At 64.7% G+C, this 13646-nt stretch carries 14 protein-coding genes; 5 read left to right on the top strand and 9 right to left on the bottom strand.

Going from position 1 to position 13646, the window contains the following annotated elements:
• The first annotated feature begins 183 nt into the window (after positions 1 to 183).
• On the top strand, positions 184 to 480 hold the full coding sequence (locus VL15_RS28940; RefSeq protein ID WP_048250280.1) for a hypothetical protein: 297 nt from the start codon (positions 184 to 186) through the stop codon (positions 478 to 480).
• A gap of 262 nt (positions 481 to 742) precedes the next feature.
• Here VL15_RS28940 and VL15_RS28945 read toward each other — a convergent pair whose 3' ends face one another.
• From VL15_RS28945 to VL15_RS28955, 3 genes are all read right to left on the bottom strand, one after another.
• A complete protein-coding gene (locus tag VL15_RS28945) occupies positions 743 to 1984 on the bottom strand; it encodes a metal-dependent hydrolase family protein (protein ID WP_048250117.1) in 1242 nt (413 codons plus the stop codon).
• Between the two features lie 12 nt (positions 1985 to 1996).
• Positions 1997 to 3313: an MFS transporter gene (locus VL15_RS28950; RefSeq protein WP_048250118.1), complete on the bottom strand. Its 1317-nt coding sequence runs from the start codon at positions 3311 to 3313 to the stop codon at positions 1997 to 1999.
• Positions 3314 to 3436: 123 nt separating this feature from the next.
• Positions 3437 to 4348 (bottom strand): LysR substrate-binding domain-containing protein, encoded by a 912-nt coding sequence (locus VL15_RS28955; RefSeq protein ID WP_048250119.1) that lies wholly within the window; start codon positions 4346 to 4348, stop codon positions 3437 to 3439.
• A gap of 174 nt (positions 4349 to 4522) precedes the next feature.
• Here VL15_RS28955 and VL15_RS28960 point away from each other — a divergent pair, with 174 nt between their 5' ends.
• Positions 4523 to 5425: a LysR family transcriptional regulator gene (locus VL15_RS28960; protein WP_048250120.1), complete on the top strand. Its 903-nt coding sequence runs from the start codon at positions 4523 to 4525 to the stop codon at positions 5423 to 5425.
• Here the strand turns inward: VL15_RS28960 and VL15_RS28965 are convergent.
• A complete protein-coding gene (locus tag VL15_RS28965; protein WP_048250121.1) occupies positions 5376 to 5831 on the bottom strand; it encodes a carboxymuconolactone decarboxylase family protein in 456 nt (151 codons plus the stop codon). The genes VL15_RS28960 and VL15_RS28965 overlap by 50 nt on opposite strands.
• A gap of 272 nt (positions 5832 to 6103) precedes the next feature.
• On the opposite strand from VL15_RS28965, the gene VL15_RS28970 reads away from it, so the two are divergent.
• The 3 genes from VL15_RS28970 (at position 6104) to VL15_RS28980 (ending at position 7926) form a co-directional block, all read left to right on the top strand.
• Positions 6104 to 6514: a TIGR02594 family protein gene (locus VL15_RS28970; protein ID WP_048250122.1), complete on the top strand. Its 411-nt coding sequence runs from the start codon at positions 6104 to 6106 to the stop codon at positions 6512 to 6514.
• A 142-nt stretch (positions 6515 to 6656) separates the two neighbouring features.
• Positions 6657 to 7289: a glutathione transferase gene (gene yfcF, locus VL15_RS28975; RefSeq protein ID WP_080970987.1), complete on the top strand. Its 633-nt coding sequence runs from the start codon at positions 6657 to 6659 to the stop codon at positions 7287 to 7289.
• 160 nt (positions 7290 to 7449) lie between these two features.
• Positions 7450 to 7926, top strand: coding sequence for a hypothetical protein (locus tag VL15_RS28980; RefSeq protein ID WP_155420317.1), 477 nt, complete (start codon positions 7450 to 7452; stop codon positions 7924 to 7926).
• Positions 7927 to 8008: 82 nt separating this feature from the next.
• Here the strand turns inward: VL15_RS28980 and VL15_RS28985 are convergent, their stop codons facing one another.
• The 5 genes from VL15_RS28985 to VL15_RS29005 form a co-directional block, all read right to left on the bottom strand.
• Positions 8009 to 9430 carry an efflux transporter outer membrane subunit gene (locus VL15_RS28985; RefSeq protein WP_048250282.1) on the bottom strand — a complete coding sequence of 474 codons (1422 nt, stop codon included), beginning with the start codon at positions 9428 to 9430 and terminating at the stop codon, positions 8009 to 8011.
• A 10-nt stretch (positions 9431 to 9440) separates the two neighbouring features.
• A complete protein-coding gene (locus tag VL15_RS28990; RefSeq protein WP_048250124.1) occupies positions 9441 to 11015 on the bottom strand; it encodes a DHA2 family efflux MFS transporter permease subunit in 1575 nt (524 codons plus the stop codon).
• A 13-nt stretch (positions 11016 to 11028) separates the two neighbouring features.
• Positions 11029 to 12120 (bottom strand): HlyD family secretion protein, encoded by a 1092-nt coding sequence (locus VL15_RS28995; protein WP_048250125.1) that lies wholly within the window; start codon positions 12118 to 12120, stop codon positions 11029 to 11031.
• Positions 12121 to 12184: 64 nt separating this feature from the next.
• The gene (locus VL15_RS29000; RefSeq protein ID WP_048250126.1) at positions 12185 to 12616 is read right to left on the bottom strand and encodes a MarR family winged helix-turn-helix transcriptional regulator; all 432 of its coding nucleotides are present in this window, start codon (positions 12614 to 12616) and stop codon (positions 12185 to 12187) included.
• Positions 12617 to 12723: 107 nt separating this feature from the next.
• The gene (locus VL15_RS29005; protein WP_048250127.1) at positions 12724 to 13644 is read right to left on the bottom strand and encodes a LysR family transcriptional regulator; all 921 of its coding nucleotides are present in this window, start codon (positions 13642 to 13644) and stop codon (positions 12724 to 12726) included.
• Positions 13645 to 13646: the final 2 nt, after the last annotated feature.

Raw genomic sequence — 13646 nt, forward strand, 5'->3', positions numbered from 1 at the left:
TTCTCGCCCATCGGAGTTGGTCGCAGCCCCCTTCGCACCGACGGACGGAAAAAGTCCGTCTTGTGCAACAAGACGCAGCGAAGGGAGAGAGTAGGGAAATCCACGGCAACAAAAAGCGCGGGCCGCATGGGCGGCAACCCATACGACCCGCTGACCACCACCAACTCGTCTCAGGAGTCGGAAATGGCTGACGCCAATAGTAAGTCACGTCGCAGGAAGAACAAACCGGTCAACATGAACAAGACGTTTGAGCTGGTCCTCCGCAACTATCCGGACCTTCCCAAGCGTGGCTGGCCTTACCTGCCGTGGATGAAGGCGATCGATATTGATTTCAAGATCTTTGGATTCAAGCCGGGCGACCGCGTATACCTTGACGTCAACTACGTCACCCGGCAGATCACGATCTCGCCGGACAACCGCCAGCTGGCGCTGCGAGAGCAGCCTTACCACGATCCTGAACCGGAAGACTCGCCGGCATAACAAGCAAGGGCTGCTTGATGCGGCTCTTGTGAGTGGATAGCAGGCTTTGCACGAACGTGACTGACCGCCGGGGCGAGACCGCCCTGGCCATAGCCTCGGACATTGCGATTCGCGCCCACAGCCATCTTCAACAACTGTCACCACCGCAAGGCCCGTGAGGCCGCACCGTGCGTGCCGAAACAATCGGATGGATTCGATTGACTCGGATGCATCCGGATTCAAGCGACGTCCCGAATGTCCACGTGCATTCGCGAACGACGCGTCAACGCCCGCCGTCCCGCGCCTTCACGATCCGCCCGCGCTGCATCACATAAGCGACGTGCTCGCCTTCACCGGCCACGACGCCGATATCGTCGAGCGGGTTTCCATCGAGCACGACCATGTCGGCAATCGCACCGGCGGCCACGACACCCAGTTGCCCCGTCATATTCACAATCTCCGCCGCCACCGTCGTCGCCGACCTGAGCGCTTCCAGATTCCCGAGCACTTCCGCCCGAATCCGAAACTCGCCCGACTGAAACGCGTGCATCTCGCCAAGCAGATCCGACCCGAACCCCATCTTCACGCCGGCCTTTGCATAGATCTCCAGTGACTCGCGACCTTTCTGCTGCACGGAAGCCACCTTCGCAACGGAGTCGGCAGGCATCCCGAACTCCGCCCCATGTTTCGCAAGCGCGTCATAAGTCACCAGCGTCGGCACCACAAACGCCCCATGCTCATGCATGAGCTTTGCCGCCGCTTCATCCACGAGATTCCCGTGCTCGATCGTCCGCACGCCACACCTCACAGCCCGAGCAATCGCCCGCCCCGTATACGCGTGCGCCATCACATAAGTATTCGCAGCCTCGGCCTCATCGACGATGGCCCGAATCTCGTCCTCCGAATACTGCGTGTTCGCGATCGGATCAGTCGGCGAAGCAACCCCACCAGAAGCCATGATCTTGATCTGCGTCGCGCCTTTCTGAATCTCTTCACGCACCGCGAGCCGCACCCCTTCAACGCCATCGACGACCCGCGCAATCGCCCCCGTCCGAAAGCAACAAGAGCAGGGCTCCAGCAAATCCCCCCGGGGCCGAAAATCCCCATGCCCGCCGGTCTGAGACAACGCCTTCCCCGACGGAAAAATCCTCGGCCCTGAAACCAGCCCCGTCTCGACCGCCTGCATCAAACTCCAATCCGCGCCCCCCGCATCCCGCACGCTGGTAAACCCACGCGACAACATCGCATCGAGAATCGGCAGCGACCGAATCGCCGCGAGAATATTCGGCTGCGTCGCATTCGCACCGAGATTCGCATTCGAAGCCAGCACATGCACATGGCAATCGATGAACCCCGGCATCACGGTCTTGCCGCGCACGTCGATCACTTGCGCATTCGGAAAATCCACCGGCCGATCGGTGACTTCGACAATCCGCTCGCCTTCGATCACGACATGATGATGTTCGAGCAACACGCCTCGTTCGAGGTCGAGCACGTTGCCGCCTTGAAGCACAGTAATGGTCATGGGGAAATTTCCTTATCGAGTCGTGGAGGCAGGCCGCTTCGCATCCTTCACGAACCGCGTCCCGACGAAGCTGACTGCCGCCGCGAGAGTCACGTAGAAGGCGGGCGCCATGTTGCTGCCCGTGCGGGCGATGAGCCACGTAATCAGGAACGGGGCAAACCCGCCGAAGATCGTGACCGCGAAGTTGTACGCAACGGAAAGCCCGGTCGACAGCACCTTGGTTGGGAACAGCTCCGCGAACGCCGCGAGGATCGGCCCCGTATAGACGGCGATCAGCACGCCGAACACGGCCTGGAACACGATCAGCGACGCGAACCCGGGCGCATGGTTGATCCACGCGAACATCGGCCACGCGAGCACGAAGACCGCGAGCGCCGAGCCGGACAGGAACACGCGTCGTCCCCACACGTCGGCGAGCCGGCCGACGATCGGCGAGCAGCACATGATCATCAGCCCGCCGACCATGCCGGCCGCGAAACCGGTCGACTGCGGAAGATGCAGCGTGCGCACGGAATAGGTCGGCATGTAGAAGAGCAGCACGTAGGTGCAGACGGTCCACAGGATGACCATTGAAAAGCTCGCGAACGTCTCGCGCGGGTAGGTGGACAGCACTTCCTTCAGCGGCGAACTCTCCTTCACCTGCGCTTCGACGGCGCTGAAAGCGGGCGTTTCTTCGATATGGCTGCGGATGAAATAACCGACCGGCCCGACGATGATCCCGAGCAGGAACGGCAACCGCCAGCCCCAGCTATGCAGCGCCTGCGCGTCGAGCGACGTCGTGACGAACGTGCCGGTCGCCGCGCCGAGCAGCACCGCGAAGCCGATGCTCGACTGGATCCAGCTCGAGTAATACGCGCGCTTCTCCGGCGGCGCGTATTCGGTGAGGAATGCGGTGGCGCCGCCCATCTCGCCGCCGGCCGAGAAGCCTTGCAGCAATCGCGCGACGACGATCAGCAGCGGCGCGGCGATGCCAGCCTGCTCATAGGTCGGCGCGATCCCGATGAGCGCGGTGCCGGCCGCCATCAGCAGGATCGTGAGCGACAGCGCGGCCTTGCGTCCGACCTTGTCGGCATAAACGCCGAGCACGATGCCGCCTACCGGCCGCATGAAGAAGCCGACGCCGAACGTCGCGACGGTCAGCAGCACGGACGTCAGTTCGTTGCCGGTCGGAAAGAACAGCTTCGCGATGATCACCGCGAAGAAACTGTAGACGGTGAAGTCGAACCATTCGAGGCCGTTGCCGATCACGGTCGCGACGATGGCGCGGCGGCGTTGCTGCACTGCCGCATCGACGGAAGGCGCGGCGCGCGGGGAAAGCGTTCCTTGCATGGTCTCTTCCTTTGTCAGAAGACGGGACGGCTGCCCCGCGTGAATCCCATGCTACGGACAGCCGGATTTTTTTCTGAAACGAAAGATTCGCATGCACGCATGCGCTGCACGCATGCATCGCGCTCAGGGTGCGGTCTGCTTCTCCGCCTGTTCGAACAGCCAGCGCGTGAACAGGCGGGCGGCCTGATTCTGCGCGCGGTCGTTCGGCGAGATCACGTAATAACCGCCGCCGTGGCTCGCGGTCGCTTCCGTCACGCGCACGAGCAGGCCGGCCTCGATGCATGCGTCGATCATGTAGCGCCAGCCGAGCGACACGCCCTGGCCGAGAATGGTCATCTGCACGATCTGTGGATACGAATTGATCATGATGTCCTGCGGCTGTGCCTTCTGGCGGTCGACGTCATTCATGCCGAACCATTCGGACCACGACATCCATTGGCGCTGCCCGTCCTCGAGGCGCAGCAGCGTTTCGTTCGCGAGATCGGCCGCGTTCAGCGTGCGGCCGGCCAGATAACCGGGCGCGCAGACCGGAAACACTTCCTCGTCGAACAACCGGCGCGCGGTGTACTCGGCCGGCGCCTGCTGGCGCACGTAGTAGACGCCGACATCGAATTCCGCCGGCGACATCGACGCAAGGCCGTCGCGCACGATCAGGCGCAGCTTGATGTTCGGATACGCGGTGCGAAAGTCCGGTAGTCGAGGCGTCAGCCACAGCAGCGCGACGCCGGACGAGCACGCGATCGTCAGTTCGAGATCGCCGTACGGCTTCATCACGTCGTGTGTGGCTTCCGCGCACAAGGTGAGCAGGTGGTGGACCTGTGCCGCGTATTGCTCGCCGGCGATCGTCAGACGCAACGAACGATGCTCGCGGACGAACAGCGAGCGGCCGAGGAATTCCTCGAGCTGCTGGATCTGGCGGCTGATCGCGCTTTGGGTCAGGTGCAGTTCGGCGGCGGCTTTCGTGAAGCTCGCATGCCGCACGGCGGCTTCGAACGCGACGAGGCACTGAAGGGGCGGTAGGGGGGCAATGCGCATGGCGGGCGGGGAAGTCGATGGCGCTGCCGATATGATACGGGCGGATCGAAAGGAAAACACAAGGTGGGAAGGGCGCAGCCAGCCGCGGTATTCATGCGAAGATTGAGCGCAACACGCGCCCGATTGTGCCGACCCAGACGCTCACCCACCCCCATTTCACCCCACCCAACCACCATGGATCGCTTCGATAGCATGTCGGTGTTCGTCGAGATCGTCAGCACCGGCAGTCTGACCACCGCGGCCGAGCGGCTCGGTCTGTCGCCGAGCATGGTCGGCAAGCATCTGAACGCGCTCGAAGCGCGTCTCGGCGTGAAACTGCTTCACCGCACGACGCGGCGTCACCATCTGACCGAGGCCGGCGCGCTGTATCTGGAGCGCTGTCGCGACATCCTCGATCGGGTCGAGACGGCCGACGACGCCGCATCGGCACTCGGCGGCGATCCGGCCGGCCAGTTGCGCATCGCGGCGCCGATTTCGTTCGGCGTCACACAGCTGGCGCCGGCGGTCGCCGTTTTTCTCGCGCAGTATCCGCGTGTCGATATCGAGCTCGTGCTGACCGATGCGGCGGTCGATCCGGTCGGTGACGGCATCGATCTCGCGTTTCGCGTCGGGCCGCTGGCCGATTCGTCGCTCATCGCGCGGCCGTTGCCGTCGTACTACCGGATGGTCGTGTGCGCGTCGCCGGAATACCTGGCTCGCCACGGCACGCCGGCCACGCCGCAGGATCTGCTGAATCACGATTGCCTCGGCCATACGCGCTGGGGGCCGCGTTACCGGTGGCGGTTCGACGGGCCGGACGGCGCGATCGAAGTGCCCGTCACGTACCGGTTGCGTGTCGACAGCGGCCCCGCACTACGCGAGGCCGCGCTGGCCGGCGGCGGCGTGATCCTGCAGCCGTTCGGGCTGGTCAAGGCCGACCTCGACGCCGGCCGCCTGCGTCTGCTGCTGGCCGCGTATGAATCGCGCGGCCGCGATTTTTTCCTGCTCTACGCGCGCGATACCGGCGCGCCCGCCAAACTCCGCGCGTTCATCGCGTTCGCGCTCGATCATTTTGCGGTACAGGATTCGGCGTCTTGAGTTCGTCGGTGTCAGGCGCTGCGGCGAACACTTCGGCCACGACGCCCAGCGCGTTGTTCACGGCCGCACCGCCCGCATAGAACATCGTCTGCAGGATCGTCTCGATGATCTGCTCGCGCGTCGCGCCGGCGACCAGCGCGGCTTCGACGTGCGCGCGCAACTGCGGCAACGCGTACCCGAGCGTCACGCAACTGGATATCACGACCAGTTCGCGGGTCGCCAGGTCGAGCCCGGGCCGGTCGAGCACGCCGGCGAACGCCCATTGCATCGTCATCGTCAGGAAGTCCGGGCAGAGGGTTTCGCGCGACTCGGCGAGATCCTTGCCGCTATGCGCGCCGTGCAGGTGCTCGAACAACGCGAGACCGCGTGCATAGGTGTCGTCGCGGGGAAGAAGGGGCTGCGTCATGGTTGACCTCGTCGGAAAGAGCCGAAAACCGGCGGACAGACGCAGTGTGGGGTGGCGGCGCGTGTTGAAAAACGCCTGTTTGGTCGCTTCATTTCCCACCGGGAGTGGGGAATACGTGAGGGACGGATCATTTGTCCGGCATCACGTTGCCGGAGCCACTCGTCGCTCCGCAGCATTCATGCGAAGATTGTGACCACAAATCACAGTCGCCCGAGAACGAAGTGATCCGATCGAACCCTGAGAGCAAACCTGACGCCGGCCATCCGCCGTGGATGTCCGTCGCGCTGGCCGAACTCGGCATCCGCCGCCACCCGCCCGGCAGCATCAACCCGCGCATCGTCGAATACAACAACCAGACGAACCTGGTCGGCTACGACGACAAAGTTTCCTGGTGCTCGTCGTTCGTCAACTGGTGCATGACGCACGCAGGCATTCGCGGCACGGGCTCCGCACTCGCGCGTTCGTGGCTCGAATGGGGCCGGCCGCTGGAGCGTCCGGTGTACGGCTGCATCGCGATCCTGACGCGCGACGATCCCGCGAGCTGGAAAGGGCACGTCGGGTTCTACCTGCGTCACGACGACGAGCACGTGCATCTGTTCGGCGGCAACCAGTTGGAAGAAGTGCGCGAACTCGCGTATCCGCTGAACGAAGTGATCGGATACCGCTGGCCCGACGCCGGATGACCGCGCTGCCACCGCGCACACGAAACCACTCACACCGCGTTTCAAGCCGCTGCTAATCTGTCACGCACACCGCATGACCATCCGGAGCTTGTCGGCGCACCAACCCGCGGTTGCCGACCTCCGTACCCACAAGGAGCCTGCAGTGCAAACCGGTAATCTCCGCCTCTACGCGGATACGCAATACGCGAGCCCTTACGCGATGTCGGTCTTCGTCGCGCTGGAGGAAAAATCGCTGCCTTACGAACTGGTGACCGTCGATCTCGGCAACCGCGCGCATTTCGCGCCCGACTATGCAGCGACGTCGCTGACGCAACGCGTGCCGACGCTCGTGCACGACGATTTCGCGTTGTCGGAATCGTCGGCGATTACCGAGTATCTCGACGAGACATTTCCGGGCACACGGCTTTATCCGGTCGAGCCGCGCCAGCGCGCGCGGGCGCGGCAGGTACAGGCGTGGCTGCGCAGCGACCTGATGCCGATCCGCACGGAACGGTCGACCGAAGTGCTGTTCTACGGCCCGACGAGCGAGCCGCTGTCGAGTCTCGCGCTGGCTGCCGCGCAGAAGTTGTTCGTGGCCGCCGACAAGCTGCTCGCGCCGGGCGCGGCAAACCTGTTCGGCGAGTGGAGTATTGCCGATGTCGATCTGGCGGTGATGCTGAATCGTCTGGTGCTGAATGACGATCCGGTGCCGCAGCGTCTCGCCGACTATGCGCGCGCGCAGTGGGAGCGGCCGTCGGTGCAGCGTTGGGTGAAGCTGAAGCGGCCGTCGCTGTAATTCGCGGGTGTGTGGGGCGTGTCGGTGGTGCGGGCGTTTGCGCCGCCCGCCGATGCGTCGTATGCCCGCGCGGGGTGGCATACAGCATCGCTTCATTCAACCCACCGAATCCGTGTGGGAGCGGATACCAATGAAGAAAATATGTTCGGCAGTGGTGGTCATGGCTGCCTCCATCACCGGATGGGCGGCGCCTCCGGGCGAGGCTTTGGTTAAAAGCTGTCTTCTGGCGCAGTCCGTCTCACCGACCATCGCTATCCACGACATCAACACGCACGAAGTATCGCAAGAGGACGACTACGCAGACGGCTTCAACGCAAGTTATCTCGTCAAACACGAAGGTGCCGACGTGGGTTACGCCGAAGGAAAGTCGACGCAGGCGTTGATCTATTCTGGAAAGCTCTACCGATTGTCCGCGGCCATCCCCGTTGGAAACAACCGCGGAATCAAGCCAACTGCGTTCAATCCCGCGCTGGCACAGTGGAGCATCGCAGGCGATGGCCGACAGCGCTACCTATGCGTGAGCTTCAATTTCGACGGGCTGGGGCGAAGCGGGTCGTTTCAAAATGTTCACGGCGGGTATCTCGTGAATTCGAAAACCAAAGACCTGTACTTTGTCGTACGTGACGTCAGGAAGTGAGTGACCTTTCCTTTTTCGGAGCCGCATCGTGCAGGGGCAGCAAAGGTGTTCAATGATCTGCTAACTCTGCACACCCCGGCGCTCAATTCTCCGCCACAGCCTCCTCCGCGTCATTCTTGCTCCACCCACCCCCAAGCGATCGATAAAGCGCGACCGCCGCCAGCGCATGCTCGCGCTTGACCTGATTGAGCGAATCCGAATCCCGCAGATACACCTCCTGCGCCGACAGCACATCCAGAAAATCCGTCGCACCGCCTTTATAGAGCTGATTCGCCAATCCAAGCGCCTTGTCCGAAGCAGTCAACGCGCTATCGAGCCTCCGCGTCGCCTCATCGGAACTGACGAGATTCGCGCGCGCATCCTCGACTTCCCGCAACGCCTGCAGCATCGTCTGCCTTAACCCGAGTTCCGACTCGCGCATCCGGCTTTCGCTCTGCGTGATATCGGCGGTAATACGTCCCGCGTTGAAGATCGGGCTCGTCGCGCTCAACGCCGCGCTGAACAGGTTATCGGTCAACGTCGGCAACCCGAGATACGACGCCGCCAGAATCCCGTCCGTCAGGTTCAGCGAAAACTTCGGATACCGCTCGGCTTTCGCGACGCCCACTTGCGCCGCACGCCGCTCGACCTGCGCATAAGCAGTCAACACATCAGGCCGCCGCAACAATGCCTGCGAAGGCAACGTTCCCGGCGATCCAGCCGGCGGCGCGGGAATCTCGCCCGCCTGCACCAACACGAGCCGATCGACCGATTCCGGCGTGCGCCCCGAATACACGGCAATAAGGTTGAGCTGATGCGAAATCTGCGCCTGCGTCGGTGGAATCCGCGCTTCGAGTGCATCGAGCTGGTTCTGCGCGCGTGTGACGTCGAGTTCCGTCGACAGCCCGAACGCCTGCCGCTTGCGCGTGAGTTCAAGCGCGTGTTGCCGGATCTTCGCGTTGTCCTGCAGGATCTTCAGTTCCTGCTGCGCCCAACGCAGATCGACATACGCGGATGCCGCATCGGCCGCGAGCGCGAGCCGCATCGCATCTTCCGCATGCTTCTGCCCGACAAGCTCGGCCTGCGCGGCGAGCAAATCGAGCCGTTCGCCGCCGAACACATCGGGCGACCAGCTCAGCGCGAGCCCCGCGCCGGCCTGCCGCACATAACCGAGCGGCGGCGGCGTGTTCTGGCGCGCGTCGGCCGCATGCGCGGTTGCGTCGAGTTCGGGCAACAGCACCGCTCGCTTCTGCACGGTCAGCGCCTGCGCCTGCTTCACGCGTTCGGCGGCGGCCTGCAGGTCGAGGTTACCGTCGAGCACGGTCGCGATCAGCCGGTCGAGCACGGGATCGTGGAATTGCGCCCACCACGCGGCGGCGTCGATGTCCGCGCGCGGTACGTCGGTATCCCACGCAGCAGGCGCGAGCGTCTGAACCGAATCGTGCAGCGCCGGATGCTGCGCGGGCTGCACCGCACACCCTGCGGCGAACGCGCTGACGGCGAGGGCGACGAGTAGCTTTTTCATGATGAGATTCTCAGTGCGCATCCGGCGGCGGCGCGTTCAAGGTAATGGGTTTGGAAAACGCGACGGCAAGCAGCGCAACGACGAAGCACAGCGACAGCGCGTAGTACGCATCCGCGTAGGTGAGCGTCAGCGCTTCGCGATAGATCAGGTGATGCAGGTTCGCGAGCCCCGCTTGCGCGGTGTTCAGCGTATTGCCTGCCACGGACGTCCAGTACGCGGCCTGGTGGTCGAGCAGCGACGCGATCTGCGGTTCGCCGGCGCTCACGTGCTCGTTCAGGCGCAGGTAGTGGAAGTTCAGACGGTCGTTGAGCATCGTCGCGCTCACCGCGATGCCGATCGCACCGCCAAGATTGCGCATCAGGTTGAACAGGCCGCTCGCCGATTTCAGTCGCGACTGCGGCAGCGAGCCGAGCGCCATCGTCACGATCGGCGGCACGCTGAACTGCTGGCCGATGCCGCGCAGCGCCTGCGGCAACAGCAGTTCCCGCCAGCCCCAGTCGTGCGTGATCGGCGTGTACAGGTAGCAGCCGAGGCCGAAGCAGATCAACCCGAACACGAGCAGCGCGCGCATGCTGACGTAGCGTGCGGCGAACGCATACGCGCACAGCGCGAGCAACTGGAACGCGCCGACCGACAGCAGCGCGACGCCGATCTGCAGCGAGCTGAACGCCCGCACCTGCGCGAGAAACAGCGGCGTCAGGAACACGGTCACGAAGATGCCGATGCCGGTCACGAACGACAACAGGCTGCCGATCCCGAAGTTGCGCACGGCGAGCGCGCGCAGGTCGACGATCGGATCCTTGGCGGTCAGCGCATGCACGATGAACAGGAAGCCGCAGATGCCGGAGATCCACGCGCAGATGACGATCGCGTCGTCGCCGAACCAGTTCTTGCGCGGGCCTTCTTCCAGCACGTATTCGAGGCAGCCGAGGAAGCCGGACATCAGCACGATGCCGAGATAGTCGCCGCGCTTGATGAGGCCGGGATCGGGTTCGTCGATATTCACGTAGCGCGGCACGAGTGCGGCCACGGCGATGCCGGGCACGAGGTTCAGGTAGAACAGCCAGTGCCACGACCATTGGTCGGTGATCCAGCCGCCGATCACGGGGCCGATCGCCGGCGCGAGCGACGCGAGCGCGCCGATGGTCGTCGACGCGATCAGCCGCTGCTTGCCGGGAAACAGCACGAACGCGGTGGTGAACACGGTCGGGATCATCGCGGCGCCGAGCGCGCCCTGCAGCCCGCGAAACAGGATCATCGAGTTGATGTCCCATGCGAGCCCGCACAGCATGCTCGTGATCGTGAAGCCGACGGCCGACGCGACGAACAGCCAGCGCGTCGACATCACCTTCGACAGCCAGCCCGACATCGGGATCACGATGATCTCGGCGATCAGGTAGGCCGTCTGCACCCACGACAACTCGTCCTGGCTTGCGGACAAGCCGCCGCCGATATCGCGCAGCGACGACGCGACGATCTGGATGTCGAGCGTCGCCATGAAGAAGCCGACGCACATCAGCGCGAACGCGAAGACGCGCTGCTTCGTCGGTTGCGACGCGGGGTCGCCGGAAAACGCGGTGGTCATCGTCGGCTCCCGCTCAGCTCGCGTGGTCGGTATGCACGGTCACGACCGCGGACAAGCCGGGGCGCAGCACGTGTTCGAGGCCCGGCTGCGGATCGAGATGCACGCGCACGGGCACGCGCTGCACGATCTTCGTGAAGTTGCCGGTCGCGTTCTCGGGCGGCAGCACGCTGAAGGTCGCGCCAGTCGCGGGCGCGACGCTGTCGACGCGGCCGTGCAGGCGCGTGCTCGACGCATCGAGCGACACGTCGACGCGATCGCCCGCGCGCATCTTGCGAAGCTGGTCTTCCTTGAAGTTCGCATCGATCCACAGCCCCGAAGCGGGCACGACCGTCAGCAGCGGCACGCCGACGTTCGCGAGCATGCCGACGCGGCCGGTGCGGTTGCCCACGTAACCGTCGACCGGCGAGCGGATCGTCGTGTATTCGACGTTGAGCGCCGCGACGCGCTGCGCGGCCAGCGCGGTGTTCACGCGGGCGTGCGCATCGGCGAGCTGCGCGCCGAGCACGTCGAGCTGCCGCTTCGACGCGAGCAGCGCGGCATCGCTGCGTTCGACGGCCGCGCCGGCCTTCGAATAATCGGCGTCCGCGCGCTCGACGATCTGGTTCGACACGGCGTCGGATTTCACGAGCTCGCGGTAGCGCACGCGGTCCGATGCGGCGCGCGTCAGTTCGGCCGACGACGCGTTCTTGTCCGCCGCTTGCTGGCCGATCACCGCGTATTGCAGTTGCTGCTTCGCTTCGAGTTCGGTCACGGCGGAGCGCGCGCTGTCGACTTCGGCGCTGGCCTGCGCGAGCTTCGCATCGTAGTCGCGCGCATCGAGCTGCACGAGCACGTCGCCGGCCTTCACGCGCTGGTTGTCGGTCACGAGAATCCGGTCGACGAAGCCGTTGACCTTCGGCGCGAGCACCGTCACGTCGCCGCCGACATACGCATCGTCGGTGCTTTCCTGGAAGCGCAGCACGAACAGCCAGTCGAGCGTGGCCGCGACAACCACGACGACGACGGCGCCCACCGCGATGCGCATCCACGGCACGCGACGTTGCTGCTTCGCCGGCCGGTCGATTGTGGCTGCTTCGCGGGAGGCAGCGGCTTGGGTCGTATCCATCGATTCACCTATGTATATGCACTTATTGAGACGATCGACGACGCGTCGTCGATCGGGAAAGGGGCTAGCGTTCCGGCAGGTTGTGCGTGATCCGGAACAATTCGTCTCTCAGCCGGGCCGCCTGCGTCGGGCCGAAGCGCCGTTCGAACGCTTCCTGGGCGGCGAGCCAGTGCACGTGCGCGTCGGCGATCTTCGTTTCGCCGTGCGCGGTCAGCGCGAACGTCTGGCGGCGGTACGGCGGCTCGATCCGTCCCGTCACCAGCGCCGCGCCGACGAGAGGCTTGAGCGCGCGTAGCAGCGCGGTGCGCTCGATCACCAGCACGGACGACAGCGCCGACATCGTCAGGTCCGGCCGGTCGCGCAGCAACGCGAGAATGCTGTACTGCGACGGCGTGACGCCCGCCTGCGACAGGTAACGCTCGTAGAACTGCGAGATCCGGCGGGCGGCTTGCCGGACCGCGAAGCAATCGTCATCGGTGAGCGTAGTGTTGTGCATGTGCACATGTTAGGGGCTGCGGTGACGCGAAGCGATGGCCGGGGCTGGATCAGATTGGTGTCGTGGCTGTACCAATCGGCGGCAGGCCGGCGCGTCCGGGCGCCGGATCAGGCCGCAGCCGGAACGATCCCGCCTTCGCGGTCGCAATAGGCGGCCGTGTAGTCGATGAACGCCTTGACCTTCGCGGGCAGCAGCGCGCGGTTCGCGTACGCGAGCTTGATCTCGACGAACGCATCGACGAGATCGGCGTTCGCGAGCAACTGCACGAGCGCACCCGACGCGAGTTCGGCTTCGACGAGCGTTTTCGGGACGACGCCGATGCCGAAGTCGTGCTTCACCATTTCGCGATTGAAGACGGGGCTGTTCGACGAGATGTCGAAGCGGTACGGCAGGGTCAGCGTGTCGCCGTCGACGCGAAACGACAGCGCGGGCCGTCGCAGCGACGGCGACAGCGGCACGAACGGATGATCGGCCAGGTCGGCCGGCGTCTCGGGGCGCGAATGCGCGCGCAGATACGCGGGCGTTGCGACGATCACGACCGGAATGCGCTCGACCAGCCGCACGACGGTCGTTTCGCTCGTCAGCATGTACGGCACGACGATGCCGATGTCGTAGCCTTCGCCGACGAGATCGACCGGGCGCTCGGTCAGCGTGACGTCGAGGCGGATCTTCGGATGTGCGCTCTTGAAGCCGGCGATCAGCGGCACGAGCCGGTTCAGCGCGGCGGTCGTGTGCGCGACGAGGCGCAGCAGGCCTTCGGGCTCGCGGGTTTGCGACTGCGCTTCCACTTCGAGCGCGTCGAGTTCGTCGAGCACGGCCGCGCAGCGCTCGTAGATACGCTCGGCCGTTTCGGTCAGCGACACCTGGCGCGTGGTCCGGTGCAGCAGCCGGCTGCCGAAGCGCGCCTCCAGATCCGCAACCGCACGCGACACGACAGGCCGCGCGAGGCCGTGCATGTCGGCGGCGCGCGTGAAGCTGCGCATCTCCACCACCGACCGGAAGATCCGCAGCTTGTCGATGTAGTCCATGT

It is taken from the genome of Burkholderia cepacia (assembly GCF_001039005.1).
Taxonomy (GTDB): Bacteria; Pseudomonadota; Gammaproteobacteria; order Burkholderiales; family Burkholderiaceae; genus Burkholderia; species Burkholderia theae.

Bases quoted from the DNA above. Each gene is read 5' to 3' on its own strand.
- VL15_RS28940 (WP_048250280.1), top strand. From the start codon at position 184: ATGGCTGACGCCAATAGTAAGTCACGTCGCAGGAAGAACAAACCGGTC.
- VL15_RS28945 (WP_048250117.1), bottom strand. From the start codon at position 1,984: ATGACCATTACTGTGCTTCAAGGCGGCAACGTGCTCGACCTCGAACGA.
- VL15_RS28950 (WP_048250118.1), bottom strand. From the start codon at position 3,313: ATGCAAGGAACGCTTTCCCCGCGCGCCGCGCCTTCCGTCGATGCGGCA.
- VL15_RS28955 (WP_048250119.1), bottom strand. From the start codon at position 4,348: ATGCGCATTGCCCCCCTACCGCCCCTTCAGTGCCTCGTCGCGTTCGAA.
- VL15_RS28960 (WP_048250120.1), top strand. From the start codon at position 4,523: ATGGATCGCTTCGATAGCATGTCGGTGTTCGTCGAGATCGTCAGCACC.
- VL15_RS28965 (WP_048250121.1), bottom strand. From the start codon at position 5,831: ATGACGCAGCCCCTTCTTCCCCGCGACGACACCTATGCACGCGGTCTC.
- VL15_RS28970 (WP_048250122.1), top strand. From the start codon at position 6,104: ATGTCCGTCGCGCTGGCCGAACTCGGCATCCGCCGCCACCCGCCCGGC.
- VL15_RS28980 (WP_155420317.1), top strand. From the start codon at position 7,450: ATGGCTGCCTCCATCACCGGATGGGCGGCGCCTCCGGGCGAGGCTTTG.
- VL15_RS28985 (WP_048250282.1), bottom strand. From the start codon at position 9,430: ATGAAAAAGCTACTCGTCGCCCTCGCCGTCAGCGCGTTCGCCGCAGGG.
- VL15_RS28990 (WP_048250124.1), bottom strand. From the start codon at position 11,015: ATGACCACCGCGTTTTCCGGCGACCCCGCGTCGCAACCGACGAAGCAG.
- VL15_RS28995 (WP_048250125.1), bottom strand. From the start codon at position 12,120: ATGGATACGACCCAAGCCGCTGCCTCCCGCGAAGCAGCCACAATCGAC.
- VL15_RS29000 (WP_048250126.1), bottom strand. From the start codon at position 12,616: ATGCACAACACTACGCTCACCGATGACGATTGCTTCGCGGTCCGGCAA.
- VL15_RS29005 (WP_048250127.1), bottom strand. From the start codon at position 13,644: ATGGACTACATCGACAAGCTGCGGATCTTCCGGTCGGTGGTGGAGATG.